Origin of the sequence: Bacillus cabrialesii, from assembly GCF_004124315.2 — a bacterium.
Taxonomy (GTDB): domain Bacteria; phylum Bacillota; class Bacilli; order Bacillales; family Bacillaceae; genus Bacillus; species Bacillus cabrialesii.
This window is the reverse complement of sequence record NZ_CP096889.1, coordinates 1245147-1267827: the sequence shown is the minus strand read 5'-3', so window position 1 is coordinate 1267827 and position 22681 is coordinate 1245147. Positions and strand designations below refer to the sequence as shown.

At 43.6% G+C, this 22681-nt stretch carries 24 protein-coding genes; 7 read left to right on the top strand and 17 right to left on the bottom strand.

Features of this window, described 5'->3' with window-relative positions:
* Positions 1-43: 43 nt before the first annotated feature.
* Positions 44-1888 (bottom strand): monovalent cation:proton antiporter family protein, encoded by a 1845-nt coding sequence (locus EFK13_RS06500; protein ID WP_129506069.1) that lies wholly within the window; start codon positions 1886-1888, stop codon positions 44-46.
* Between the two features lie 231 nt (positions 1889-2119).
* Between EFK13_RS06500 and prpE the strand changes: the two genes are divergently transcribed.
* Positions 2120-2854, top strand: a complete 735-nt coding sequence (gene prpE / locus EFK13_RS06495; protein ID WP_129506070.1) for a bis(5'-nucleosyl)-tetraphosphatase PrpE — start codon at positions 2120-2122, stop codon at positions 2852-2854.
* 12 nt (positions 2855-2866) lie between these two features.
* Here the strand turns inward: prpE and EFK13_RS06490 are convergent, their stop codons facing one another.
* The 4 genes from EFK13_RS06490 to EFK13_RS06475 are packed head-to-tail and all read right to left on the bottom strand — an operon-like array spanning position 2867 to position 5632.
* Positions 2867-3766, bottom strand: coding sequence for an RluA family pseudouridine synthase (locus EFK13_RS06490; RefSeq protein ID WP_167470871.1), 900 nt, complete (start codon positions 3764-3766; stop codon positions 2867-2869).
* A 14-nt stretch (positions 3767-3780) separates the two neighbouring features.
* A complete protein-coding gene (locus tag EFK13_RS06485; protein WP_003232918.1) occupies positions 3781-4581 on the bottom strand; it encodes an NAD kinase in 801 nt (266 codons plus the stop codon).
* 18 nt (positions 4582-4599) lie between these two features.
* Positions 4600-5235: a GTP diphosphokinase gene (gene yjbM, locus EFK13_RS06480; protein ID WP_064813377.1), complete on the bottom strand. Its 636-nt coding sequence runs from the start codon at positions 5233-5235 to the stop codon at positions 4600-4602.
* Positions 5236-5263: 28 nt separating this feature from the next.
* Positions 5264-5632, bottom strand: coding sequence for a UPF0738 family protein (locus EFK13_RS06475; RefSeq protein WP_129506071.1), 369 nt, complete (start codon positions 5630-5632; stop codon positions 5264-5266).
* A 123-nt stretch (positions 5633-5755) separates the two neighbouring features.
* On the opposite strand from EFK13_RS06475, the gene EFK13_RS06470 reads away from it, so the two are divergent.
* The 5 genes from EFK13_RS06470 to EFK13_RS06450 all read left to right on the top strand — a co-directional run bounded on the left by EFK13_RS06470 (position 5756) and on the right by EFK13_RS06450 (position 9110).
* Entirely contained in the window at positions 5756-6328 is a 573-nt protein-coding gene (locus EFK13_RS06470; protein ID WP_129506072.1) for a CYTH domain-containing protein, read from the top strand.
* A gap of 14 nt (positions 6329-6342) precedes the next feature.
* Complete coding sequence (gene cwlQ, locus EFK13_RS06465) at positions 6343-7080, top strand: bifunctional muramidase/murein lytic transglycosylase (protein ID WP_248894268.1); 738 nt, start codon at positions 6343-6345, stop codon at positions 7078-7080.
* Between the two features lie 254 nt (positions 7081-7334).
* Positions 7335-7733 carry a globin domain-containing protein gene (locus EFK13_RS06460; RefSeq protein ID WP_129506073.1) on the top strand — a complete coding sequence of 133 codons (399 nt, stop codon included), beginning with the start codon at positions 7335-7337 and terminating at the stop codon, positions 7731-7733.
* Positions 7730-8629: a protease adaptor protein SpxH gene (gene spxH / locus EFK13_RS06455; protein ID WP_129506074.1), complete on the top strand. Its 900-nt coding sequence runs from the start codon at positions 7730-7732 to the stop codon at positions 8627-8629. The genes EFK13_RS06460 and spxH overlap by 4 nt, the downstream gene beginning before the upstream one ends.
* Positions 8630-8942: 313 nt before the next feature.
* On the top strand, positions 8943-9110 hold the full coding sequence (locus EFK13_RS06450) for a hypothetical protein (protein WP_019713977.1): 168 nt from the start codon (positions 8943-8945) through the stop codon (positions 9108-9110).
* A gap of 38 nt (positions 9111-9148) precedes the next feature.
* Here the strand turns inward: EFK13_RS06450 and pepF are convergent, their stop codons facing one another.
* The 4 genes from pepF to EFK13_RS06430 all read right to left on the bottom strand — a co-directional run bounded on the left by pepF (position 9149) and on the right by EFK13_RS06430 (position 13265).
* Positions 9149-10978: an oligoendopeptidase F gene (pepF, locus tag EFK13_RS06445; RefSeq protein ID WP_167470872.1), complete on the bottom strand. Its 1830-nt coding sequence runs from the start codon at positions 10976-10978 to the stop codon at positions 9149-9151.
* A gap of 229 nt (positions 10979-11207) precedes the next feature.
* Positions 11208-12359: a competence protein CoiA family protein gene (locus tag EFK13_RS06440; RefSeq protein ID WP_129506077.1), complete on the bottom strand. Its 1152-nt coding sequence runs from the start codon at positions 12357-12359 to the stop codon at positions 11208-11210.
* Positions 12360-12516: 157 nt separating this feature from the next.
* A complete protein-coding gene (gene mecA / locus EFK13_RS06435) occupies positions 12517-13173 on the bottom strand; it encodes an adaptor protein MecA (protein WP_014113374.1) in 657 nt (218 codons plus the stop codon).
* Entirely contained in the window at positions 13140-13265 is a 126-nt protein-coding gene (locus EFK13_RS06430; RefSeq protein ID WP_119913679.1) for a hypothetical protein, read from the bottom strand. Before EFK13_RS06430 ends, mecA begins: the two co-directional genes overlap by 34 nt.
* A 185-nt stretch (positions 13266-13450) precedes the next feature.
* On the opposite strand from EFK13_RS06430, the gene EFK13_RS06425 reads away from it, so the two are divergent.
* Positions 13451-14110, top strand: a complete 660-nt coding sequence (locus EFK13_RS06425; protein WP_129506168.1) for a TerC family protein — start codon at positions 13451-13453, stop codon at positions 14108-14110.
* Between the two features lie 41 nt (positions 14111-14151).
* On the opposite strand, the gene spx is transcribed toward EFK13_RS06425, so the two are convergent.
* The 8 genes from spx to oppA all read right to left on the bottom strand — a co-directional run bounded on the left by spx (position 14152) and on the right by oppA (position 22404).
* Positions 14152-14547, bottom strand: coding sequence for a transcriptional regulator Spx (gene spx, locus EFK13_RS06420; RefSeq protein ID WP_003224599.1), 396 nt, complete (start codon positions 14545-14547; stop codon positions 14152-14154).
* Between the two features lie 180 nt (positions 14548-14727).
* Positions 14728-15306, bottom strand: coding sequence for a GNAT family N-acetyltransferase (locus tag EFK13_RS06415; protein WP_129506078.1), 579 nt, complete (start codon positions 15304-15306; stop codon positions 14728-14730).
* Positions 15307-15479: 173 nt separating this feature from the next.
* Positions 15480-16697, bottom strand: coding sequence for an MFS transporter (locus EFK13_RS06410; RefSeq protein ID WP_129506169.1), 1218 nt, complete (start codon positions 16695-16697; stop codon positions 15480-15482).
* A 108-nt stretch (positions 16698-16805) separates the two neighbouring features.
* Positions 16806-17723 carry an oligopeptide ABC transporter ATP-binding protein OppF gene (oppF, locus tag EFK13_RS06405; RefSeq protein ID WP_129506079.1) on the bottom strand — a complete coding sequence of 306 codons (918 nt, stop codon included), beginning with the start codon at positions 17721-17723 and terminating at the stop codon, positions 16806-16808.
* Between the two features lies 1 nt (position 17724).
* Positions 17725-18801, bottom strand: coding sequence for an oligopeptide ABC transporter ATP-binding protein OppD (oppD, locus tag EFK13_RS06400; protein ID WP_075745346.1), 1077 nt, complete (start codon positions 18799-18801; stop codon positions 17725-17727).
* A gap of 4 nt (positions 18802-18805) precedes the next feature.
* Positions 18806-19723, bottom strand: a complete 918-nt coding sequence (gene oppC, locus EFK13_RS06395; RefSeq protein WP_129506080.1) for an oligopeptide ABC transporter permease OppC — start codon at positions 19721-19723, stop codon at positions 18806-18808.
* Positions 19724-19726: 3 nt separating this feature from the next.
* Positions 19727-20662, bottom strand: coding sequence for an oligopeptide ABC transporter permease OppB (oppB, locus tag EFK13_RS06390; protein WP_129506081.1), 936 nt, complete (start codon positions 20660-20662; stop codon positions 19727-19729).
* Positions 20663-20769: 107 nt separating this feature from the next.
* Complete coding sequence (gene oppA, locus EFK13_RS06385; RefSeq protein ID WP_129506082.1) at positions 20770-22404, bottom strand: oligopeptide ABC transporter substrate-binding protein OppA; 1635 nt, start codon at positions 22402-22404, stop codon at positions 20770-20772.
* Positions 22405-22681: the final 277 nt, after the last annotated feature.

Sequence of the window (22681 nt, the reverse complement as noted above, 5' to 3'; positions counted from 1 at the left end):
TTCTGCACCTCTATATTAACACGAATCGCTATTTGGTCAAGATTTATCCTTCCAATGTTTTCTTAAGATCCGTTACATACCCCCGGGATCCGGTGACAATTAAGCGGTCTCCCAGTTTCAGCCTTGTATCCCCATGAGGAACGATACTGTCGACACCTCTGAAAATCCTGACAAAGATGACGTCGCCTGTTAAAGGGAATTCCCGCAAAATGACACCGTCATATTTGCTGTTTTCCATATTAATTTGATACAGCGAAGACTCCTGGTTCGTGAGCAGCTTCATAACGCCAGGCGCTTCTATCAGCGCCCGAAGCAGCGTTTTTGTCGACAGCAGAATAGAAAAGATGCTGATTCCCTGCTCCTTCAAAGCTGCTTCATTCTCAGGTGATCCGACACTGGCAATCACTCTTTCTGTGCCTTTTTCTTTTGCAAGTAATGCAATGTCAGCATTCATGTCTTCATTCCCTGTCGCGACAACAAGGATATCCGCATCAAAAATGCCGAGCGAGTCTAGGGTTTCGGGCTCATAATCAGAAATCGTTTCAACCGTAAACACTGATTCTGACAGCTTTTCCTCCGCATTCTCTTGGTAGACGTGCACAACACGCACGTCATACTCTTCCTCCGGCAGTTCAAGAGTGACAGGCAATGTCATTTGGTTTGCGCCGATAAACGCAATCGTCTTTTTCTCCTCCGGCTGCTCTTCCCGTTTGTACAATTTTTTAAAGAAGACCGGCGTAAAAATACTGGCTATGACGGCGACTAACGTCAGCGCTCCTGACATATTTGCGCTGATCACGTGAAGCTGCTGGCCGATTGTCGCTGCGGCAATCACAAGCGAAAGCGTTGATGTCAAAAGGAAACCAGACGCCAAAATGGTTCGGTTATCATACCATTTCTTCAAGTACAGGACAGGAATGATTTTGCTGACTAACAGCGCCAAAAGCAGAAGGGGAATCATAATTAAAATTTTCGGATCTTGGAAAAGGGTCCAAACATCCAGCTTCACACCGACCATCACAAAGAAAATCGGAATTAAGAACCCGTAGCCGAATGAATCCAGCTGCTGAACAAGCTCTTTGTTTGGCGAAAGAAGGGAAACGAGAACCCCCGCCAAGAAAGCGCCGAGAATATTTTCCGCCCCGAGTGATTCAGACAGGGCAACAAGTACGATAATTAACGTAAAAATGGCACGCGTCCCGATCTGGATCGTCCCTTTTGACATGGATTGAACAAAAGAGCGATGTTTAAAGACCCGGCCGAAAAAGTAAAGCACCACTCCGGCAGCGAACAGGATCATCAGGAGCCACATGTTTCCGCTGTCCTCCCCGTATAAAGAAGAAAAAACAGCAAGAAGAATCATCGTGGCCAAATCAGCAATAACAGCAACGAGCAAAATAACCTGCCCGATATTTGAATTCATAATCCGTTCTTCTTTTAACGTTGGAACGACAACACCTAACGAAATCGTTGAAATAATAAGCGTCATTAAAAAAGCATTTTGGATAAATCCCGCCAGGACAAACCCATAGGACAGCAGCAATGATAAAATAAAAATACCGGCAAAAATAATAGATGCCGCCGCAAACGTATTAGGCGCTTCCTTGCCGTTTGGCAAAAGCTGCTTTTTCTTTCCTTTCTCAAATGATGAAAAATCAATTTCAAGCCCGCTTAAAAACATTAAAAAGATAAATCCGAGCATAGAGAGCGTCTGTAGCCATGTATCACCCTCCACAACTAAATTAAGGCCGCTTTTTCCAATAATCAGCCCCATAATGATTTCAGCAACAACAACCGGGATGCTGAGTTTAAACCGATGCAGAAGGATGGGTGTTAAAAATGCAACGATAAGTACAACAACTAAAGATGCGACAGATGTATGTGCCATAATCAGAACCTCCTTTTTAGATCAGGGTTATGCCAGTTCTCAGTCAAAGAACAGAACCTCATTTTTAAAAAACATAACGCGATTTTAACAAGGGTGATGATAAAAAATAAAGTGAAAAGGTCTTAATCCTGTTTAGAAAATGATTCTTCTATAATTTGCACATAAAAGCTTGTGATGACTCACAGCACTTTGCACCATAATAAATAAAACAATCGGCAAGGAGGAGACCGCATGGCTTACGATATAATCAGTGATATTCATGGCTGTTATGACGAAATGGCTGCATTAATCCAAAAGCTTGGCTATACAATCAAAAATGGAGTGCCTGTCCACGAGAAAGGCAGGGTGCTCGTTTTTGCCGGAGATTTAACTGACAGAGGACCGAAATCAATAGAAGTTATCCGCTTTGTAGCAGGAGCTTACGAAAAAGGCGCAGTGCGTTATGTCCCGGGAAATCATTGCAATAAGCTGTACCGCTACTTAAAAGGAAATCCGGTAAAAGTGATGCACGGTCTGGAAACAACAGCGGCGGAGCTTGAAGGACTTTCTAAAGAAGAAAGAAAAGCGGTCAGCGAACAGTTTATGAAGCTGTACGAAACGGCCCCGCTTTACGACATCTTACATAACGGAGAATTAGTTGTCGCCCATGCTGGCATAAAGGCTGACGATATCGGCAAATATACCGGCAGAGTGAAAGACTTTGTGCTTTACGGCGATGTGACAGGTGAAACGTATCCGGACGGCAGGCCCGTCAGACGAGATTGGGCGGCATCCTATAACGGCAATGCTTGGGTGGTATACGGCCATACACCTGTGAAAGATCCCCGGAAAGTCAATCGCACCATCAACATTGATACAGGCTGCGTGTTCGGAAATAAACTGACAGGCTTTCGCTTTCCAGAAATAGAGACCGTCTCCGTCCCAAGCTCCCTCCCTTACGACGAATCAAGATTTCGCCCCATATAAAAAAGGAGAGAATCATGGATTCTCTCCTTTTATCAGTTCTTTCATATCTTGAGGCAATGCAGCATGAAACGTCATGCTCTCCTGTGTCAGCGGGTGGATAAACGAAAGCCGCTCGCTGTGCAGGGCCTGGCGTCCAATATGCTGTCTCGTTCCGCCATACAGTGTATCGCCGCACAGCGGGTGCCCCAGGTAGCTCATATGAACGCGAATTTGATGGGTCCGGCCTGTCTCAAGCTGCAATGTCACCGAGGTCATACCGTCAGTTGCGCGTGCGACATAAAAATGAGTAACAGCTTTCTGGCCGTCCGGTGTCACCATCCGTTCAATAATACTGTCAGGATGTCTGCCAATCGGAGCATCGACAGTTCCCTCCGCCTGTGTCATGCGCCCGTGGACCACTGCCGTATACCGGCGTTTCACAAGCCCGTTTTTTTGCGCTGACGATAAAATGGAGTGGGCAAAGCGATGCTTGGCAACAAGCATAACACCCGATGTATCCCGGTCAAGCCGGGTGACAAGATGAACAGTCGCCCGCACTCCGTTTTTTTGATAATGATGGATGATTCCGTTCGCAATGCTGCCGGATGGATGCTCTCTCGAAGGAATAGATGACACATACGGCTGCTTGTTTATCACAAGCACATGTTCATCCTCATACATGATATCGAGCGGAACAGGCTCTGCCAATAGCGTCTCGCTCACCTGTTCCTCAGGAAACTTCACGACAAGAAGATCCCCTTCACTCAAAACGTATTTGACCGTCACATGCTCACCATTGATCAGCAGGTCTCCCCCGCCAAACTTGATATCGGTCAACAGACGTTTCGAAATTCCCAGCTCACCGGCGTATTCTTTTACAGTCATTCCGTCTTCAGCTGAAGTAATGTTCTTTCTGATAAAAAAATGCTCCACGATACGTCCTCTTTCTATTCACCTTTTCCGATAAACGAATCCTGGACTCTTTTCCAAAAAGGAAACGGACGGAATCTCGCAAACCTCACCTTTTCGGATGCAACCTGGCAGCGGATCGACTTTACATCCTTATGAAGAAGGGTTAAATGGTCAATCGTCACTTGAAAGTCAACTTCGTTTCTCGGCTTAATCATGCAGTCATGATGGGAAGGGAGAAGCAGCGGCGATCCGACCGTCCGGAATACGCGGTTATTAATAGAAGCCATTTCCGCAAGCTGGATCGCTCTGATAGACGGATGGATAATCGCTCCGCCCAGCGCCTTATTGTAGGCTGTGCTGCCGGATGGCGTTGACAGACAGAGGCCGTCGCCCCGGAAGGTTTCAAAGAGCTGTCCCTTAATTTCCACATCAGCCACAAGGCTTCCTTCTATGCTTTTAATCGTGCATTCATTCAACGCCAAATATCTTTCTTCCCGCTCGTTTTCATGATAGGTCACAATCACTTCGAGAAGCGGATATTCGACTGTATGATACGGCGTTTTCGCAATCGCGAGAACAAGTTTTTCAATTTCATGAGGAACCCAGTCGGCATAAAACCCCAGATGGCCCGTGTGAACGCCGACAAATGCTGTTTTGTCCAAGCGGTCGCTGTATCTGTGAAAAGCGTACAAAAGCGTTCCATCGCCCCCGACTGAAATGACGATTTCCGGTTCATTTTCATCCAGTTCCATATCAAAATCCAACAAATACGCCTGTATTTTGCTTTTCAGCGTATCAGAAACTTGATCACCTTTTGATGATACGGCAAATTTCATGCTTTTCTTCCCCTTTACCTATTGTTGCTCGCTTCCTTTTTTCTTTCTAGAAAAGGCAGCTTGAGCTTCTTGTACTTCACCCCTGATCTCCGACATCTCTTCATCAAGCCGGGAAGCCGCTTCAGAAGCGCGCTGAAGCCTTAATTTTACTTTTTCAGGAATGTTTCCGCTGTATTTATAATTCAATGAATGCTCAATGGTCGCCCAGAAATTCATCGCCAGTGTACGGATCTGTATTTCCACGAGAACATGCTTTTCTCCGGACACCGTCTGTAAAGGATACAGCACGACTAGGTGATATGACCGGTATCCGCTCTCTTTATGTTCCGCAATATAATCCCTCTGATCCACAACGGTGAAATCTTTTCTGGCAAACAGCATGTCTTTTACGATTTGGATGTCGTCGACAAATTGGCACATAATTCTAAGGCCAGCGATATCCTGCATGGTTTCAATTTCATGCAGCGGTATGCTTTTCCGTCTCGCTTTTTCAAGTATGCTCGCCACAGGCTTGACGCGTCCGGTCACAAATTCGATCGGCGAATGGTCATCCTCGTATTCATATAGTGTGCGGATCCCTTTGAGCTTTACTTTCAACTCTTCGACAGCCTGGCGGTACGGCACTAAAAAACGCTCCCATTGTTTGTCATCCATCATACATCCCCCAATTCCGAACCAGTTTCTATAAAAACACGCGTTTCACTTTATCTTCCATTTCTTCTCCGTAGTTCGCATTATCTTTAATGTTTTCTAAAAGATACTCCAGCTCCTCATGCAGGCCTGCCAGTTCAATGGTTTCGCCTCCGGCCTTTAAAACAACCGGAATTTTTTGTGCATGGGCCTGCTTCAGTTCCGGCCATACATGTTCCTTTATAATGACATATTCAAAAGAATCAGCTAATTCAAGTATGTATACAAAAGCAAAGTGGTCAGAATCAACAAGCATTTGACCTGACGGCTTGCGTTCCGCTTCGTTTCCTTCTGCCTCACAGGCAAGGCGAAGCTGATCATCCGATAATGTTGCGTTCAAGATTTCGATTCTGTTTTGCATAATGCTCTCCTTTTTAAACAAAGTACAGATTCATTTTATCATATCAAGCTCGATATTGATAAACCTAACATCTAAAGAGATAATAGTAAAAATAAGATTTACAGGGCGGAAAGGAAGAGCATCATGACCCAAGAAATTGAAATAGAATTTAAAAACATGCTGACCAAACAAGAATTTAAAAACATAACAGCAGCACTCCGGCTGACAGAAAAAGATTTTACAGATCAAAAGAATCACTATTTTGACACAGACAGCTTTGCGCTGAAACAAAAACACGCTGCGCTTCGAATCCGCAGAAAAAACGGTGAGTATGTGCTGACGTTAAAAGAACCGGCAGCTGTGGGGCTTCTGGAAACGCATCAGCGGCTTTCAGAGGTATCAGACCTTGCTGGATTTTCAGTTCCCGAAGGCCCCGTGAAGGACCAGCTGCACAAGCTTCAGATCGATACAGACGCCATTCATTACTTTGGATCTTTAGCAACAAACCGCGCTGAAAAAGAAACAGAAAAAGGCTTAATAGTTTTAGACCATAGCCGATATTTAAATAAAGAGGACTATGAAATTGAATTTGAGGCGGCGGACTGGCATGAGGGCAAACAAGCCTTTGAAAAGCTGCTTCAGCAATTCAGCATTCCTCAGCGCGAAACCAAAAATAAAATTCTGCGTTTTTATGAAGAAAAACGAAAGTCTATATAAGGTGGAATGACATCGTGAATGTAACGAATTGGGCAGCTTTACTTCAGCTTCAGGCATTACAGTCCATATCTAATGCACGCAGCGCGGGCACTCAGAATGCGGAAAACCCGCTTTCAAGCTTCAGCTCTTTGCTCAGCCAATATACAAATGGCCTGACATCTCAGCAGCAATCAACAGCATCTTCCGCATCATCAAGCCCGCTCAGCCTGCTGAACAGCGCTTCTTCAACAGCGCCGTCATTGCTTTCAGCTTATGGGCTTAACTCATATACAAACAGCAATTCAGGTTATATCACAAAAGCGGCGGAAAGCACCGAAACAGCAGCTGCAGATTCATCTTCAAACAAACAAGAAGCAAAACAGATCAGTTCAGGAGACTTCTCCATTGACAGCGCAATAAAAAAAGCCGCTGATAAGTATGGCGTCGATGAAAAACTAATCCGTTCCGTCATCAAGCAGGAATCAGGCTTTAACGCAAAAGCGGTCAGCGGAGCAGGTGCGATGGGCTTAATGCAGCTGATGCCGTCAACGGCAAGCTCACTTGGTGTTTCTAATCCGCTTGATCCGCAGCAAAATATAGAAGGCGGAACGAAATATTTAAAACAAATGCTGGATAAATACGACGGCAATGTGTCTATGGCCTTAGCGGCTTACAACGCCGGACCGGGAAATGTTGACCGGTACGGAGGTATTCCTCCTTTCCAAGAAACACAAAACTATGTAAAAAAAATAACTTCAGCTTATTACGCGTAACCAGAGCGGCCCTTGCCCTCTGGTTTTTTTGCGAAGTGAAATCTTACGCATTCCTGATTTTTATGTGATATGATATGAAATACAAACCCCGGCTGTCAGCCGAAACTTATCATCAAACGCATAAAAGGCAGTTTGTTTGTAGAAATGGTGCCTTGTTGCTAAAATAAATCTAGATGAATTCATGAAATACAGAAAATTACTTTTCGCAATAGGATTTATGATTCCTATTAGCCATATTTAAAGGAGTAGTCAACATGGGACAATCGTTTAACGCACCTTATGAAGCGATTGGAGAGGAACTTCTATCGCAACTTGTTGATACTTTTTATGAGCGTGTCGCGTCTCATCCTTTGCTGAAGCCGATTTTTCCTAGCGATTTAACAGAAACCGCCAGGAAACAGAAGCAATTTTTGACTCAGTATTTAGGCGGGCCTCCGCTTTATACTGAGGAACACGGCCACCCCATGCTCAGAGCAAGGCATCTTCCTTTTCCAATTACAAACAAGAGAGCTGATGCTTGGCTCAGCTGTATGAAGGACGCAATGGACCATGTAGGGCTGGAGGGCGATATTCGTGAGTTTTTGTTTGGCCGGCTGGAATTGACAGCAAGGCATATGGTGAATCAAACGGAAGCGGAGGATCGATCATCTTGACAAACTATCAGCATGAGCAATACTTCGCCCATTGCCACGGTCATCCAAAAAAACCGCTTGAAATCTACATGTTTGTAGACCCTTTATGTCCTGAATGCTGGTCCTTAGAACCTGTCATCAAAAAGCTGAAAATCAGATACGGCCGCTTTTTCACCTTACGCATTATCGCTTCCGCAAGCCTTACCGCTTTAAATAAGAAACGGAAAAAGCATCTTCTCGCAGAAGCATGGGAAAAGATCGCTAACCGCTCCGGCATGTCGTGTGACGGCAATGTCTGGCTGGAGCAAGATCAGCCGCTTTCATCGCCTTATATGGCTGCTCTCGCTTTTAAAGCAGCCGAACTTCAAGGAAGAAAAGCCGGAATGCAATTTCTCAGAAATATGCAGGAGAGTCTGTTTGTTTCAAAGAAAAATATAACGGATGAAAACGTGCTTTTGGAAATCGCGGAAAAAACGAGTCTCGATCTTGAAGAATTCAAAAACGATCTGCATTCTCAAAGCGCGGTCAAGGCGCTTCAATGTGACATGAAAATTGCCGCTGAAATGGATGTTTCCGTTAATCCGACGCTGACGTTTTTCAATACGCAGCATGAGGATGAAGGACTTAAAGTACCAGGCAGCTATTCATATGATGTATATGAAGAAATCTTGTTTGAGATGCTTGGCGACGAGCCGAAGCCGTCGGAAACACCGCCTCTGGAATGTTTTATTGAATATTTCCGCTTCGTTGCCTCCAAGGAAATTGCTCTTGTATATGACCTGAGCCTTGAAGAGGTAGAAAAGGAAATGAAAAAATTGGCCTTTGCTAAAAAGGTTGCCAAAGTGGAAGCCAAACACGGAATGTTTTGGAAGTCTCTCAGCACTTATTCTGATGAATATCAATCATGTGAAAAATAGCCGCAGGCGTGTATATGCTTGAGGCTGTTTTTTTGCACCGCAAACAAACGTATGTTCTGTTTTTAGCACTAAAGAAACCGCGCCGGGATAAGCGCGGTTTCATATGTCTTAACGACAACAAAGGGGATGGGAGAAATTTTTCACGGTCAAACAAAGGGGTAATGTTTGTTTGTGATCAATTTCACATCCTTATGATAACAAAAGATGTCGACTTTTGACAACCTCTATGCTCAATGTTCATATTTTTGTCACAAAACATAACGAAGTGCATTCACTCATATTCTAATAAGGAAAAAGGACGAGGAGGAACGCCATGATGTATACGGTCATCTCAATTGTGTGTATTGCCGTTTTTTTCTGTTTGAATATATTAGGCATGATGCATATGCTGCCGCTTTATATTACCTCTCCTCTGCTGTTTCTGTCTATTTTGTTTACCCTCTACCGGCTGAACCACCGGAAAACCTTTAAAGGGTTTTAAAAAAGCCTGTGCGGCCATTTCTGCACAGGCTTTCTTTTTTAGGACTGCTTGACTTTCATCAGCAGTTCTTCCATTTCATCGAGTTTTTCTTCAAACATTTTGCATGCAGCTTCGATCGGCTCTGGAGAGGTCATATCAACGCCCGCTTTTTTCAGGACATCAATCGGATATTGTGAGCTTCCCGCTTTCAGGAAGTCAATATAACGGTCAACCGCCGGCTTTCCTTCTTTCAAAATCTGGCTGCTTAATGCTTGGGCAGCACTGTACCCTGTCGCATACTGATACACATAGTAATTGTAATAGAAGTGCGGAATCCGTGACCATTCAAGGCCGATTTCCTTGTCAATTACCATGCCGTCTCCGAAATACTTTTTATTCAGATCGTAGTAGACATTTGTCAGAAGCTCAGGTGTGAGCGGCTCCCCTTCTTGCGCCTTTGTATGGATGAGATGTTCAAATTCAGCAAACATCGTTTGTCTGAAAACAGTTCCTCTGAAGCCCTCAAGCATATGGTTGAGAATATATAAGCGCTGTTTTTCATCATCTAAATTGTTCAGCAGATATTCACCAAGGAGTGCTTCGTTTGTCGTAGACGCGACTTCCGCGACAAAGATGCTGTAATTGCCGTATGGATACGGCTGGTGCTTTCTCGTATAGTAGCTGTGAACGGAATGGCCAAACTCGTGTACGAGCGTAAAGAGATTATTGACGTTATCATGCCAGTTCATCAAAATATACGGATTCGTGCCGTAAGATCCCGATGAATAAGCGCCATTGCGTTTTCCTTTATTTTCATAAACGTCGACCCAACGGTTTTCCAGCCCTTCTTTTAAGATGGAGGCGTATTCTTCTCCTAAAGGCGCAAGACCTTTCAGCATGTAATCTTTGGCTTCCTCGTACGTGACCTTCATTCCCGCATCCTTTACAAGCGGTGTATACAGATCATAGATATGCACCTCATCAAGCTCAAGCACTTTCTTTCTCAACGCGATATAGCGGTGCAGGAGCGGCAAATGCTTATTAATCGTTTTGACGAGGTTGTCGTATACTTCCTCAGGAATACTGTTGTTAGAAAGCGCAGCTTCACGCGCTGACTTGTATTTTTTCACTCTCGCGTAGAAGTTGTCCTTTTTCACAGTGCCGCTTAGAGTGGTTGCCATTGTGTTTTTATATTGACCGTATGTTTTATATACTGCGTCAAAGGCATTTTTGCGGACTTCACGGTTTTCACTTTCTAGGAAATTTATAAAGTTCCCGTGAGTGATCTGTTTTTCATTCCCCTCTTCATCTTTAATGGACGGGAATGTGATCTCGGCATTATTTAACACGCTGAAGGTATTTGAAGATGAGCCCAGCACATCAGAAGCTTCGGCAAGCAGCGCCTCTTCCTTCTCGCTTAGTACATGCGGGCGTTCCTTTGTAATTTCCTCAATCGCATGGGAGTACAGTTTCAGTTCTTCTTTTTCAAGAATAAACTGCTGCAGTTTGTCTTCTTCTATGGATAAGATTTCCGGAACCAAATAAGCTGTCGCGCTTGCGGCCTGTGTATACAGGTTTCCCGCCTTGTCATTCAGCCCCTGATAAAAGGAGTTCCCGGTATCTTGGTCAGAGCGCATATGCGCATATGTGTACAGCCTGCCCAGCCGCTCCATCACTTTATCTTGATACGTAAGAGCCTCGTATAAATGATCGGCTGAATCGGCCAGCTTTCCTTTATACTTAGATAAATTCGGAATTAATTCTTTTACAGCTTGAAATTCTTTATTCCAGGCCTCATCATTAGGAAAAATATCCTCAAGTCTCCATGTGTCTTCTGCCTTTACCTCACTTCTTTCAGGCAGTTGGTTTGCTTTTTTTTCCTCAGCCATGGTGATCCCCCTCGTTTTCTTTGATTCAAGCCAATTGAAAAAACCGCTGTTTCTCAATAAACTTGTGTTGTGAATATCTTCCGGTTTTTCACTGCCTTTTGTCAAATCATATGCAGTAATGAAGAGAACGAATGCCAAAAAAGCAGTAAAAACACGAAAAACCTTTCCTTTTGCGCCTCTCAAAGCCAGCCCACCACCTTTGTCTTAGGGTGAGCCAAATGAGACAAACTCATTCTATAAAACAGCTGCGGTCTCTTTCTATGAGATCCTGTAATGAGCGTACGTTCTCTGCAGGCTGACTCAGCACATATACTTCTTTCTGAGTTTCCCTTAAAAATCCCTTCTTGCACAGAAAATCAATGTACTGTTTCACCGCTTCAGAAAGACACTCCTCACCGCATTCATATCTGAGCAAAATATTTTTTTTGCGAATGTGCAATTTGCACTGCTGTAAGACGGCTGAAAAGCGAATTGGCGCGCGTTTATATCCAAGATCAGTAATAAACAGATATAGAAACCCCTGCCACACAAAAACCGGACTCTTAAAAACAGCTCCTTTTATCACAGGAATAAATACTTCAGTCGGAAGAAACGAAAGGGACGTCCGCCGCTTCTCATAAAACAGCAGTCTGAGGCGATTTGTTTCCTTGGAGATGAACCGATGGGGTTTATGGCGAAAACGGTGAATCGCTTTCGTCCAGTTGTCATAACGCAATGAGGGCTTAGGTTCAGTAAAAAAGAGATTTTCTGCAGAGGCCTGGTGGATTGGGATCGCTTGTATGGAGCAAAAAGAATTGTTCGTGTAAAACGGAATAATAGAGCTGAGCCTGAGAAAAAAACGTGTTTCCGGGCAATAGGATAAAAGCTCGCGGCGAGGATGGGCATAAATAAACTGCCAATGGAAAGCAGAAAGCTGATAAAAGGATGGAGCAGTGCGTTTTAAGCGGCTGTGTCCCATAATCCACTGCGGGATGATCCCTTCCTGTTTGAATCCCGCTGTCCGCTTGTGAAAGACTTTTGGAGCGATAGTGGCACATTGATACTCAACAGCAAGCATTCGTTCCTTGATCTTTGCCATGATATCCGGTCTTTGATTAATGTTCTTGATATACGGTTCCAATACTGGAGAAGCCTGTTGCGTTTTCAGCCATACATACAGCTGTCTTTTTCCTTCTAAGTGGTAGGCGCTTTCCGGTTCTATGTCTATCGAACAGGATTTGTTCTGTCTATGGGCGAAGTGCGGCGCTTTTTGAAGTCCCAGCTTCACAGCAAGCTCACCTCCGCACACTGGGCAGAAGAATCGTCTCTGTTTTAATTTCCGGCTTTGCTGAGCGCCTAGAAGGTGAAACATTTGGCCGTCTTCAGTCACAGCACTAAACACTTGTCATCTCTCCTTTCCAGTTGAAGTATACTTTCTGTAAAAATTGATGAACTCCTGCGCGCTGTATTTTCCACATGTATGTATGTTTTTCATTTCATGTCTCAAAAATAGCAATTCAACGCATAAAAAAACCGATTTCCGGAAAGAAATCGGTTTGTTATGATGCAAAGTGTTTTTTTATCGTTTCTAGAGCATGCTCTGAAATAATCAGCTTGCCGTATTCTTCAAGACGGTGTATGCTGATTGAGGATTCATTTGCGTACTCCAACAGGATGCTTAGCTGATTTTCAACCTCTTCATCAGTCATATTGCCAAAATCTACATATAAATAATATCGGTTCTCAAACGAATATAAAGTCGTTTTGCTTCCGTTAACGTTCAATTTAGATAGAGAAATAACATCCTCAAAATCGCCAAACCGCAAGACAAATTGAAGCTTTTGCTCCTTCTCTTCCTGATTGACGGCTTGCTCTTCTTTCTGGAAATCATCCAGCAAGGCGTCAAGATCCTCAGATGCTGGTTCTTGCTTTTTATCCTCAGGAATCGGCAGTTCGAGCTTTTGTCCGTCTTTGGAAAGCTGGGCTTTTGTGACGATGATTTCTAATCCTTTGTCCAGTGCCTGAACTTGAATCCAAAGAGGGCCTTCCACAGCAAATTCCTCTTCTTCATGAACTTCATCCATGACTTCCCAGAAAAGTTCTTCACTGCGCTCACGGTTATACCAAATTTCTTCTCTGTCAAAACCGCGATCTTCAATATCTCCGTAAGACATATAAAATTTTACTGTATGCTCGTTAATTCTTTCAATTTCCATTTGCCAACCTTCCCTTCTATATAAGATGTTGAAGGGACATCTAAGCTCCCGATTAATTGTACTTTACTACACTTTACCCATTCCGTCCACATCTTAACCTTGTTGCAAGGCCAGTGTGAATTCCTTTGTATTTCTATTTTATGATAAAACAGTCACAAAAGAAATAAAAATGCACCTTCGCCCAAAAAACGGCAGATCTGCGGCTCATATCATAAAATACGACCTGTCTCATATAGTAGTAGTACAAGCGATGGAACAAAAGCGAGGTGTCGATTTCATGGAGCATGACTATCTGATTTCTCTGCTTGTTATTGTTGGGATCGACTTGATCCTCGGCGGAGATAATGCGGTCGTCATTGCCATGGCCAGCAGAAATTTGCCGGACAAGCAAAGACAGCAAGCCATTGTTTTCGGAACATTTATCGCCGTTGCCATGAGAATCGGATTAACAAGCGCAGCGGTATATCTTTTGAACATTCCGTTCTTGCAATGCGCCGGCGGAATATTCCTGCTGTATTTAGGATATCAGCTGCTGATTGAAAAAAAAGACACGCAGCACATCAAAAGCAGCACCTCCTTATGGAGAGCGATACGAACGATTGTGCTTGCAGACCTCTTTATGTCACTGGATAACGTCATCGCAGTTGCTGGAGCTTCACACGGTGAGTTTTCGCTCGTGATCATAGGTTTGTGTGTATCTGTGCCGGTTATTATTTGGGGCAGCAAACTCATCCACATCGCACTTGAGAAAATACCGCTGCTGATTTATGCAGGAAGCGGCCTGCTTGCTTATACAGGCGGAGAAATGATTGTCAGGGACAAAAAGCTGTCTTTTTTTATGGCGGAGCACAACATAGTCGAAACGCTCCTCCCCATTTTAACGGTTGCGTTTGTCATCCTTGCGAGTATTTATTATCAGCAGGTTGAAAAGAAATAAAAGAAGGCTGTGACTCAGCCTTCTTTTGATAATACGATCTATTAGTTTGCCAAACGCTGTGCTTCTCTTAATTGGAAAGAGCGGACTTTTCTTGGCAGGAAACGTCTGATTTCGTCTTCGTTGTATCCGACCTGCAAACGTTTTTCGTCGATGATGATCGGACGGCGAAGCAAACCTGGGTGCTCGTTGATCAAGCGGTACAAATCTTGCAGCGGCATAGATTCAACGTTCACATTCAGTTTTTGGAATACTTTTGAACGAGTTGAGATGATTTCATCTGTTCCGTCCTCAGTCATTCGAAGAATCTGTTTTATTTCATCAATTGATAAAGGTTCAGAGAAAATGTTTCTTTCTTCAAACGGAATTTCGTGCTCCTCGAGCCACGCTCTCGCCTTTCTGCATGAAGTACAGCTTGGTGATGTGTATAGTGTAACCATTCATCTTCACTCCTCTAATTAGTAGGATGAACATCTATTTTATTCTTAAATTGAAATTACTCTAAAAAAGGAATCTTTATAGGTATTATACTATAAAAAAGTAAGTGTGAACAGTATCCTAAGAAAAAAATGTGTCAATCCAGCAAATTTTTAATTTAAATGATCTGTTCTAATTCTCAATTAGCTTAACTGATCGAAAATATTTTTTTGTTTTTCTTCATCAATGATTTTCAAGACCTCATCTGTTTTTTCGTACGATTCCCCGTACCATTTCTCATCTTTATAAGTATGAATGTTTTCATATGTCTGCTTCATGGCCTCAAGAATTTCTTCTTCTGATTCTGTTCTCGGTGACCAGTACAGAATCTCCATCTTGTTTACTTCATTCGTAGCCAATGACCGGCGCCGGTACCCAATTGACTGAGCATGCTTGAAATGCTCTCTTTGATAAAATCTCAGGCGTTTCTCTGTATCAGTATCATCTTCATCCACAGGCTCCACCTCGAGCAATATCGGCTTATTTTTCTTTTTCAGCTTCGCAATTAATTTGCCGCCAAGCCCCTGCCCTCTTGCATCCTTAGACACATACAGATAATCGACGAAGATAAAAGAATCGAATTCCGCAAACATTAAAATATGATGTTTGCCTTCATCTTTATGATAAATATCGCTACGCTCTTTCAGAAGAGCTTCCATATGCGCTTTTGATTTCATTTCTTCAATTGGAAAGTACTCGCTAAGCTTTTCATACCAGTTCATTGATTTGCTCCTTATGAGTTCATTGTCTTCATACTTTTAGATATACCCCATTTCTTCTTGTTTAAACAGCTTTACATCTATAAAGACGTACGAACTTCCGCCATGGTTTCATTTTTTTTCAGCAAAAAACGGAGCCAGATGCTCCGTTCATTTTGACGTTTATGTAAATACTCTCATTGAACGCGGTTTTCCCGCTTATAATGAAGCAGCCGAGGCTGCGCCAGTGCAATAAGAAATGTCATGCCGTATAATGCAGCAGCCGCGAGAAAAGCTGTTTTCGCACCAGCCGCATCAGCCACGATCCCCATAATGGAGTAAGTGATGCCTGACCAAGGAGCCAACATCGCATTTTTTGCAGCCATGATCCCGATACGCATCTGCTCGGGAATGACCTCCTGCAGCATGGTTTCCTGGCAAATATCGCGCACCTGATAAAAAGGCCCCATTGCAGCACAAGCCAGGGCGCATAAAAACGGGATTGGAGAAAATGAGAACAAAAGAGTCAGCGCTGACATCACAAGCGAGCTGAACACAATCGCATAACCCATGTTTTGCTCAAAAAAAGCTGAAAAACGAATGGCAATCACACTGCCGACAATTGCACCTATAAAATAAGAAGCGTTAAACATCCCCCACCACACCTCTGATTCGCGCAAAACAGCCGCAGTAAATGCGAGAAGAATCGCTGATGACCAAACAGAACCCGCCAGAGCTTCTATCATGTCCATTACAGTAATGTCTCTTACAACCGGGATGATCATTAAATCCTTCCATATACTTCTGGCAGATGCAGTTTCAACTGTTCCTTCAGTCTCTTTTTCATTTACAAGAAGCACACTGATGGAAGTTCCTGAAAGAACAAACAGGCAAATGGCTGCACCGACAACGAGTTCAAAAGGCACGGCATACGTCAAAATGCCTCCAAGGCCCCAGCCTGCTGTTAAAAACAATTGATTCGAGAGGGAGATCACCCCATTCGCTTTCACATATTGCTCTTTTGGAACAATAATCGGCAGCAGCGCGAATCTCGCCGGCTGAAAAAAGGCGCCCGCGAAGGAAAAACAGAAGACAAACAGCAGCGTTACCCAAAAGTAAACCTGACCGTTGTGACTGACGCTGTATGCCATTAATATTGTAAAGACCGCCCTCAGCAGATTTGCAAATGCAAGCACCTTTTTAAAACCGAGATTGCGAAGCACCGGTGAGATGCAAAAGCTTGCCGCTATACTCGCAAACGACATGAACGATAAAACAAGACCCGCCAAAAAGACGGAGTCTGTCATTTGATAGACCCGGACCATTAAAACGATTGTGACAAGAACTCCTGCTAAAGATTGAAGAGATTGAGACAGCAGCAGCGCAAAAACATTTTTGTTATGCAGAAATTGAATTGTATTTCGCCTCCGCTTTTTTCCTCTAATTGTAAATGTTATCACTCTCACTATCTATGATTGCGCAAAAAAATTCTTCAAGAGAAATCTCTTGAAGAATTTTTTGATTTAAGAATAAGCTTTAAATTCCGCTTCCGTGCACATCACGAAATGTCCCGGTTTGACTTCACGGAATTCCATCGTTTCCCCATCTTGCAATTGATGGACGGACGGATCATATTTCTCGCGGACGCGATTTCTCTCATAGTCCGGATCAGGAAGCGGAATCGCTGAAAGCAATGACTTTGTATATGGGTGAAGCGGGTTTTCATAAAGTTCATCTGCCGGCGCGAGCTCGACCAGTTTCCCGAAATACATCACTCCGATACGGTCACTGATGTATTTGACCATCGATAAATCGTGGGCGATAAACAGGTATGTGAGCCCTTTTTCTTTTTGCAGTTCTTTCATTAAATTTACGACCTGCGCTTGAATGGATACATCCAAAGCAGAAATCGGCTCATCAGCGATAATGAATTCCGGATCAACAGCCAGAGCTCTGGCAATCCCGATTCTTTGGCGCTGGCCGCCAGAAAATTCATGCGGGTAGCGGTTCGCGTGTTCCTTGTTTAAACCGACTGTTTCCAATAACTCATGAACCCGCTGCATCCGCTCTTTTTTCGTTTTCGCCAGTTTATGAATATCAAGGCCCTCAGCAATAATATCAGCAACTGTCATTCTCGGATTCAAAGATGCGTATGGGTCTTGGAAAATCATCTGCATTTTGCGGTTAAATTCCAGCAGCTTTTTCCGCGATTTTTTCCCGTGCACATTTTCGCCGTTGAACAGCACCTCACCATCGGTCGCTTCGTACAGCCGAATAATGCTTCGGCCTGTTGTCGATTTACCGCAGCCAGATTCACCAACCAGCCCTAATGTTTCACCTCTATAGATATCAAATGACAAATCGTCTACAGCCTTAACCGTTCCTCTCGGCGTGACAAAGTGCTGTTTTAAATGTTTGATTTCTAATAGTTTCTCAGTCAATTCATTCACCTTCTCTCACTAAGACAGGTTTTTCATACGTATTTGCCAGTTTGCGCATTTTCGCTTTTACCGCTTCAGGCGGCTCTACCTTTGGCGCGTCGGGATGAAGCAGCCACGATTTGACATAATGGGTATCGGATACCTTAAACATTGGCGGCTCCTGTTCAAAATCGATTTTCATCGCGTAAGAGCTCCGCAGCGCAAAAGCATCTCCTTTTGGCGGGTTTGTCAAATCAGGCGGCGTTCCAGGGATTGCAGTCAGCTGTTCCTCTCCTGAGCTTTCCAGTGTCGGCATGGATGCAAGCAGCCCCCAAGTATACGGATGTCTCGGATCGTAGAAAATCTCGTCTACCGTACCTGTTTCCACGATTTGTCCCGCGTACATGACAGCGACCCGGTCAGCAACGTTAGCCACAACACCAAGATCGTGTGTGATAAAGATGATGGATGTGTCAATTTTCTTTTGCAAGTCCTTCATCAATTCCAGAATTTGCGCTTGAATCGTTACATCAAGAGCAGTTGTCGGCTCATCAGCGATCAAAAGCTTCGGATTCGCCGCAAGGGCCATAGCAATGACAACCCGCTGTCTCATCCCGCCTGAAAATTCATGCGGAAATTGATTGACCCGCTTTTCCGGCATTGGAATACCGACTAAGTCCAGCAGCTCAACGGCGCGTTTTTTCGCCGCTTCCTTTGAAATCTTCTCGTGTTTAAAAAGAACTTCCGTAATTTGTTTACCGACCTTCATCGTAGGATTTAGAGAGGTCATCGGATCCTGAAATATCATTCCGATCTCTTTCCCCCGGATATTTTGCATCTCTTTTTCGGACAACGGCACCAGGTCCTTGCCGTCAAACAAGATTTCACCGCGCTTAAAATAGCCCGGAGGCATTGGAATCAGCTTCATAATCGCTTGAGAGGTCACACTTTTTCCGGAACCTGATTCTCCAACGATGGCCAGCGTCTCTCCTTTATTCAGATGGAAATTCACTCCGCGGATCGCCTGAACCTCTCCGCCATATGTTTTAAATGAAATCGCTAAATCTTTTACTTCTAATAGGCGTGTCACCCGTATCACTCCCTTATTTACGTAACTTAGGATCCAATGCGTCTCTTAATCCGTCGCCGACTACGTTAAAACCAAACATCGTAATGCAGATGAAACCGGCAGGGAAGAATAAACGCCACGGATAATAGGTCAATGCAGGCAATCCGTCAGAAGCCATCGTTCCCCAGCTTGCCAGCGGAGCCGGAACACCAAGTCCCAAATAGCTTAAAAAGGCTTCTGTAAAAATCGCAGTCGGCACTGTCAATGTCATCGTAACCAAAATGGAACCCATCGCGTTTGGCACGATATGTTTAAACAACAGACGGGATGTTTTTGCACCGAGTGTCTGTGATGCAAGCACATACTCCTGATTCTTCAGCTGCAGCACTTGTCCGCGTACGATTCTGGCCATATTAATCCAGCCCGTAATTGTCATCGCAATAATAATCGTAAAGAGCCCTTTCGGAAGAACGACCATCAGTAAGATGACCATTAATAATGAAGGAACTGCCCAAAGGATATCGGCGATACGCATCATAATTTCATCCGTTCTGCCTCCGCGGAAACCTGAAATACTTCCCCAGATTACGCCGATCAGCAAATCAAGAACTGCGGCCGCGACACCGATAAAGATCGAGATTCGCGCACCTACCCATGTACGGACGAAAATATCCCGTCCAAGGTCGTCTGTTCCGAACCAGTGATCTTTTGAAGGCGGCTTATCCGCATTTAAGAGATTAGTAGTTGAATAGTCGTACCTTGAGAACAGCGGCGCAAAAATCGCCATAAGGATAATGAGCACGATAATGATAAGCCCGACCATTGCAAGCTTATTGCTGCGGAAGCGAAGCATCGCATCTTTCCAGAGGGAAAGGCTCTTTTTACTTATTTTTTCTGCATCGCCGGCATTCGCTGCGGCTGGTTCAAACATATTTTTTGGAATGTTCTGCATGGCCTAGGCTCCTTTCTTTGCTTTGGAAAGCTTGATTCTTGGATCAATAATGCCGTAGAGCACGTCTACGATTAATACACACAATAGCAAGATAACACTGAAGAACACCGTTACACCCATAATGACTGTGTAATCACGGTTTGTGATACTATTTACAAAGTGTGCGCCAAGCCCTGGAATACCAAAGATGGACTCAATAATAAAGCTTCCCGTTAAGACTTGCGCGGCCATCGGGCCCATATATGTAACAACTGGCAAAAGCGCGTTTCGAATGGCGTGCCGTACTGTAACCGCCGGACGGGACAGCCCTTTTGCTTTCGCTGTGCGAATATAATCACTGTTTAACACTTCGATCATGCTTGAACGGGAAAGTCTGGCAATAAACGCCATCGGCATGGAAGCAAGTGCGATTGAAGGCAAGAAGGTGTATGCCCAGGACTCCCACCCCGCGACTGGAAACAGACCAAGCTTCATGGAGAACACATATTGCAGAACAGCCGCCATGATAAAGCTCGGAACTGAAATACCGAATATTGTTAAAATCGCGACGGTATAATCCTGCCACTTATTATGGTAAAGGGCTGCAATGACCCCAAACAATACACCTAACGCTAAAGCGAGGAGAATAGCTTCTGCTCCAAGAGTGAATGAAACGGGGAAACCTGAATTGATCAGGTCGTTAACACTCTGACCTTTATATTTAAATGACGGTCCAAAATCCCACATTGCAACTGATTTTAAATAACTGACGTATTGTACAAACAGCGGCTTGTCCAAGCCATAATGCGCATTTAAGTTTGCTTCAATTTCAGGCGGAAGCTTTTTCTCACCTGAAAATGGCCCGCCCGGTGCTGCCTGCATTAAGAAGAATGTCACAGTTACAATCACAAATAATGTGATAATCATATAGACTAAGCGTCTTCCGATATATTTTAGCAAGGGGGAACACCTCCATGGTTTTTACATTTTTATATTCCTTCAGTAAGAAAGGTATATGGGAAATAGGTCCCCATATACCTTGAGGTTATTGTTTTTACAAATAAGACTTATTGAAAGTACGCGTTTCTGAAATAAATTTCTCCAGTTCCAGTAAGAATGGTTCCTTTCAGATTTTCGTCTTGCACCCAAGGGATCGTATAAAAATAAATTGGCGCTACCGGCATTTCATCAATGAAAATACCTTCTGCTTTTTTCAGGAGCTCTGCGCGTTTTGTTTGATTTGTTTCAGTTTGTGACTGATTCAGCAGTTTTTTGAATTCAGGATTTTCCCAACCGGTATTGTTATTTCCCCCGTCTTTGTCACGGAACAATTCAAGGAAGTTAATAGGATCATTGAAGTCGCCAAGCCAGCCCATACGGCCAATTTGATAATCTTGGCTGTGAAGCTTATCAATATATACATTCCATTCTGAGTTATCAAGCTCAACATTCACGCCTAAATTCTTCTTCCACATTTCTTGTACGGCTTGAGCGATTTTCGCATGTGCATCATCAGTGTTATAAGACAATTTGATTTTCGGAAGGTCAGATGCCTTGCTTAAGCCCATTTCTTTTAGGCCTTTTTCAAGGTATTCTTTTGCCGTTTTAACATCGTTGTCTTTGTAGTAGCCTTCTTTGTTATCTTCAAAGCCCTTCATTGTCGGCGGCACCGCAGCCATTGCCGGGATTTGTTCACCTTGCGTAATGTTTTTAACAATTGATTGACGGTCAATCGCATACGATAATGCTTTACGGATATTTACGTTGTCAAAAGGCTTCGCTTCAGTATTGAATTTGTACCAATACACACCTGCCATCGGTTCAACATGTAAAGAACCGTCTTTTTTCAAGGTAGGAAGAGATTCTGTCGGAAGCTGTCCGAGCGGCAAACCAGCCCAATCAAGTTCCCCAGCTTGGAATTTTTTCAGTTCAGTATTGTTATTGTTGATCATAACCATATCGATTTTCTTGAGTTTGACTTTGTCTTTCTCCCAATACTGGTCATTCTTTTCAAGAGTGATCGAACCGCTGTGTTTCCACGCCGTCATTTTGAACGGTCCGTTTGATACATAATCATCTCCGGCATTTGTGTTCCACTTTTTATTTTTCTCTGCAATTTTCTTATTGATCGGCATATACGTATAGAACGCAGTCAGTTCAGTGAAATACGGAGTCGGGTTATTTAATTCAACCTTTAGTGTTTTGTCATTTACAGCTTTTACTGCCACATCATCAAGGCTGCCTTTTCCGGTATTCGCCGCTTCAGCACCTTTTATGTAGTAGAGCTGGTAAGCGTATTGTGATTCATTATTAGGGTCAAGAGCCCATTTCCAAGCATATTCAAAATCTTGTGCTGTTACAGGATCGCCGTTTGACCATTTCACGCCATCACGAATAGTGAATGTATATGTTTTGCCGTCCTTGCTTGTTTCAATTTTAGATGCCATGCCTTCTTCTGGCTCACCATCTGCATTGATGCGTGTCAATCCTTCAAAAGTCTGACGGATGACACCGCCTGATACTGAATCATTTGCCAATCCCGGATGTAAGGAGAACGGCTCAGTTTTAATATTAATGTTAAGCGTCGTCTTTCCTTTGCTGTCCTTTTTCCCTTCACCGTTTGATCCGCCGCCAAATCCGCACGCGCTCAATACGAGAGTGAAAATAAGCATTAACGTGACAATCGACCAACGTTTTTTCATATTCGCAAGCCCCCTAATCATAATTTTTCAGCTCCTTACGGCTAAATCCTCAGAAATATCAGACAAATGAACCTGAGTTTCCATAACTTTTATTCTGTTCCGTCTTTTCTGATTATTTTTGTAAAAAAGCTGTAACAATAGAGTGAACAAGTTCATTATAATGAAACAAATAATTTATTGCAATATTATTTTATCAATTTAAAATATTTGAACTTCGTTAGTTTTTCTTCCACGAACATAATATCCTTCTATCGATTAAAGCATAAATTGATTAAAA

Excerpts from the sequence above, each read along its gene's own strand:
- EFK13_RS06500 (WP_129506069.1), bottom strand. The coding sequence starts at position 1,888 with ATGGCACATACATCTGTCGCATCTTTAGTTGTTGTACTTATCGTTGCA.
- prpE (WP_129506070.1), top strand. The coding sequence starts at position 2,120 with ATGGCTTACGATATAATCAGTGATATTCATGGCTGTTATGACGAAATG.
- EFK13_RS06485 (WP_003232918.1), bottom strand. The coding sequence starts at position 4,581 with ATGAAATTTGCCGTATCATCAAAAGGTGATCAAGTTTCTGATACGCTG.
- yjbM (WP_064813377.1), bottom strand. The coding sequence starts at position 5,235 with ATGGATGACAAACAATGGGAGCGTTTTTTAGTGCCGTACCGCCAGGCT.
- EFK13_RS06475 (WP_129506071.1), bottom strand. The coding sequence starts at position 5,632 with ATGCAAAACAGAATCGAAATCTTGAACGCAACATTATCGGATGATCAG.
- EFK13_RS06470 (WP_129506072.1), top strand. The coding sequence starts at position 5,756 with ATGACCCAAGAAATTGAAATAGAATTTAAAAACATGCTGACCAAACAA.
- EFK13_RS06460 (WP_129506073.1), top strand. The coding sequence starts at position 7,335 with ATGGGACAATCGTTTAACGCACCTTATGAAGCGATTGGAGAGGAACTT.
- EFK13_RS06450 (WP_019713977.1), top strand. The coding sequence starts at position 8,943 with ATGATGTATACGGTCATCTCAATTGTGTGTATTGCCGTTTTTTTCTGT.
- pepF (WP_167470872.1), bottom strand. The coding sequence starts at position 10,978 with ATGGCTGAGGAAAAAAAAGCAAACCAACTGCCTGAAAGAAGTGAGGTA.
- mecA (WP_014113374.1), bottom strand. The coding sequence starts at position 13,173 with ATGGAAATTGAAAGAATTAACGAGCATACAGTAAAATTTTATATGTCT.
- EFK13_RS06430 (WP_119913679.1), bottom strand. The coding sequence starts at position 13,265 with ATGTGGACGGAATGGGTAAAGTGTAGTAAAGTACAATTAATCGGGAGC.
- EFK13_RS06425 (WP_129506168.1), top strand. The coding sequence starts at position 13,451 with ATGGAGCATGACTATCTGATTTCTCTGCTTGTTATTGTTGGGATCGAC.
- spx (WP_003224599.1), bottom strand. The coding sequence starts at position 14,547 with ATGGTTACACTATACACATCACCAAGCTGTACTTCATGCAGAAAGGCG.
- EFK13_RS06415 (WP_129506078.1), bottom strand. The coding sequence starts at position 15,306 with ATGAACTGGTATGAAAAGCTTAGCGAGTACTTTCCAATTGAAGAAATG.
- oppC (WP_129506080.1), bottom strand. The coding sequence starts at position 19,723 with ATGCAGAACATTCCAAAAAATATGTTTGAACCAGCCGCAGCGAATGCC.
- oppA (WP_129506082.1), bottom strand. The coding sequence starts at position 22,404 with ATGAAAAAACGTTGGTCGATTGTCACGTTAATGCTTATTTTCACTCTC.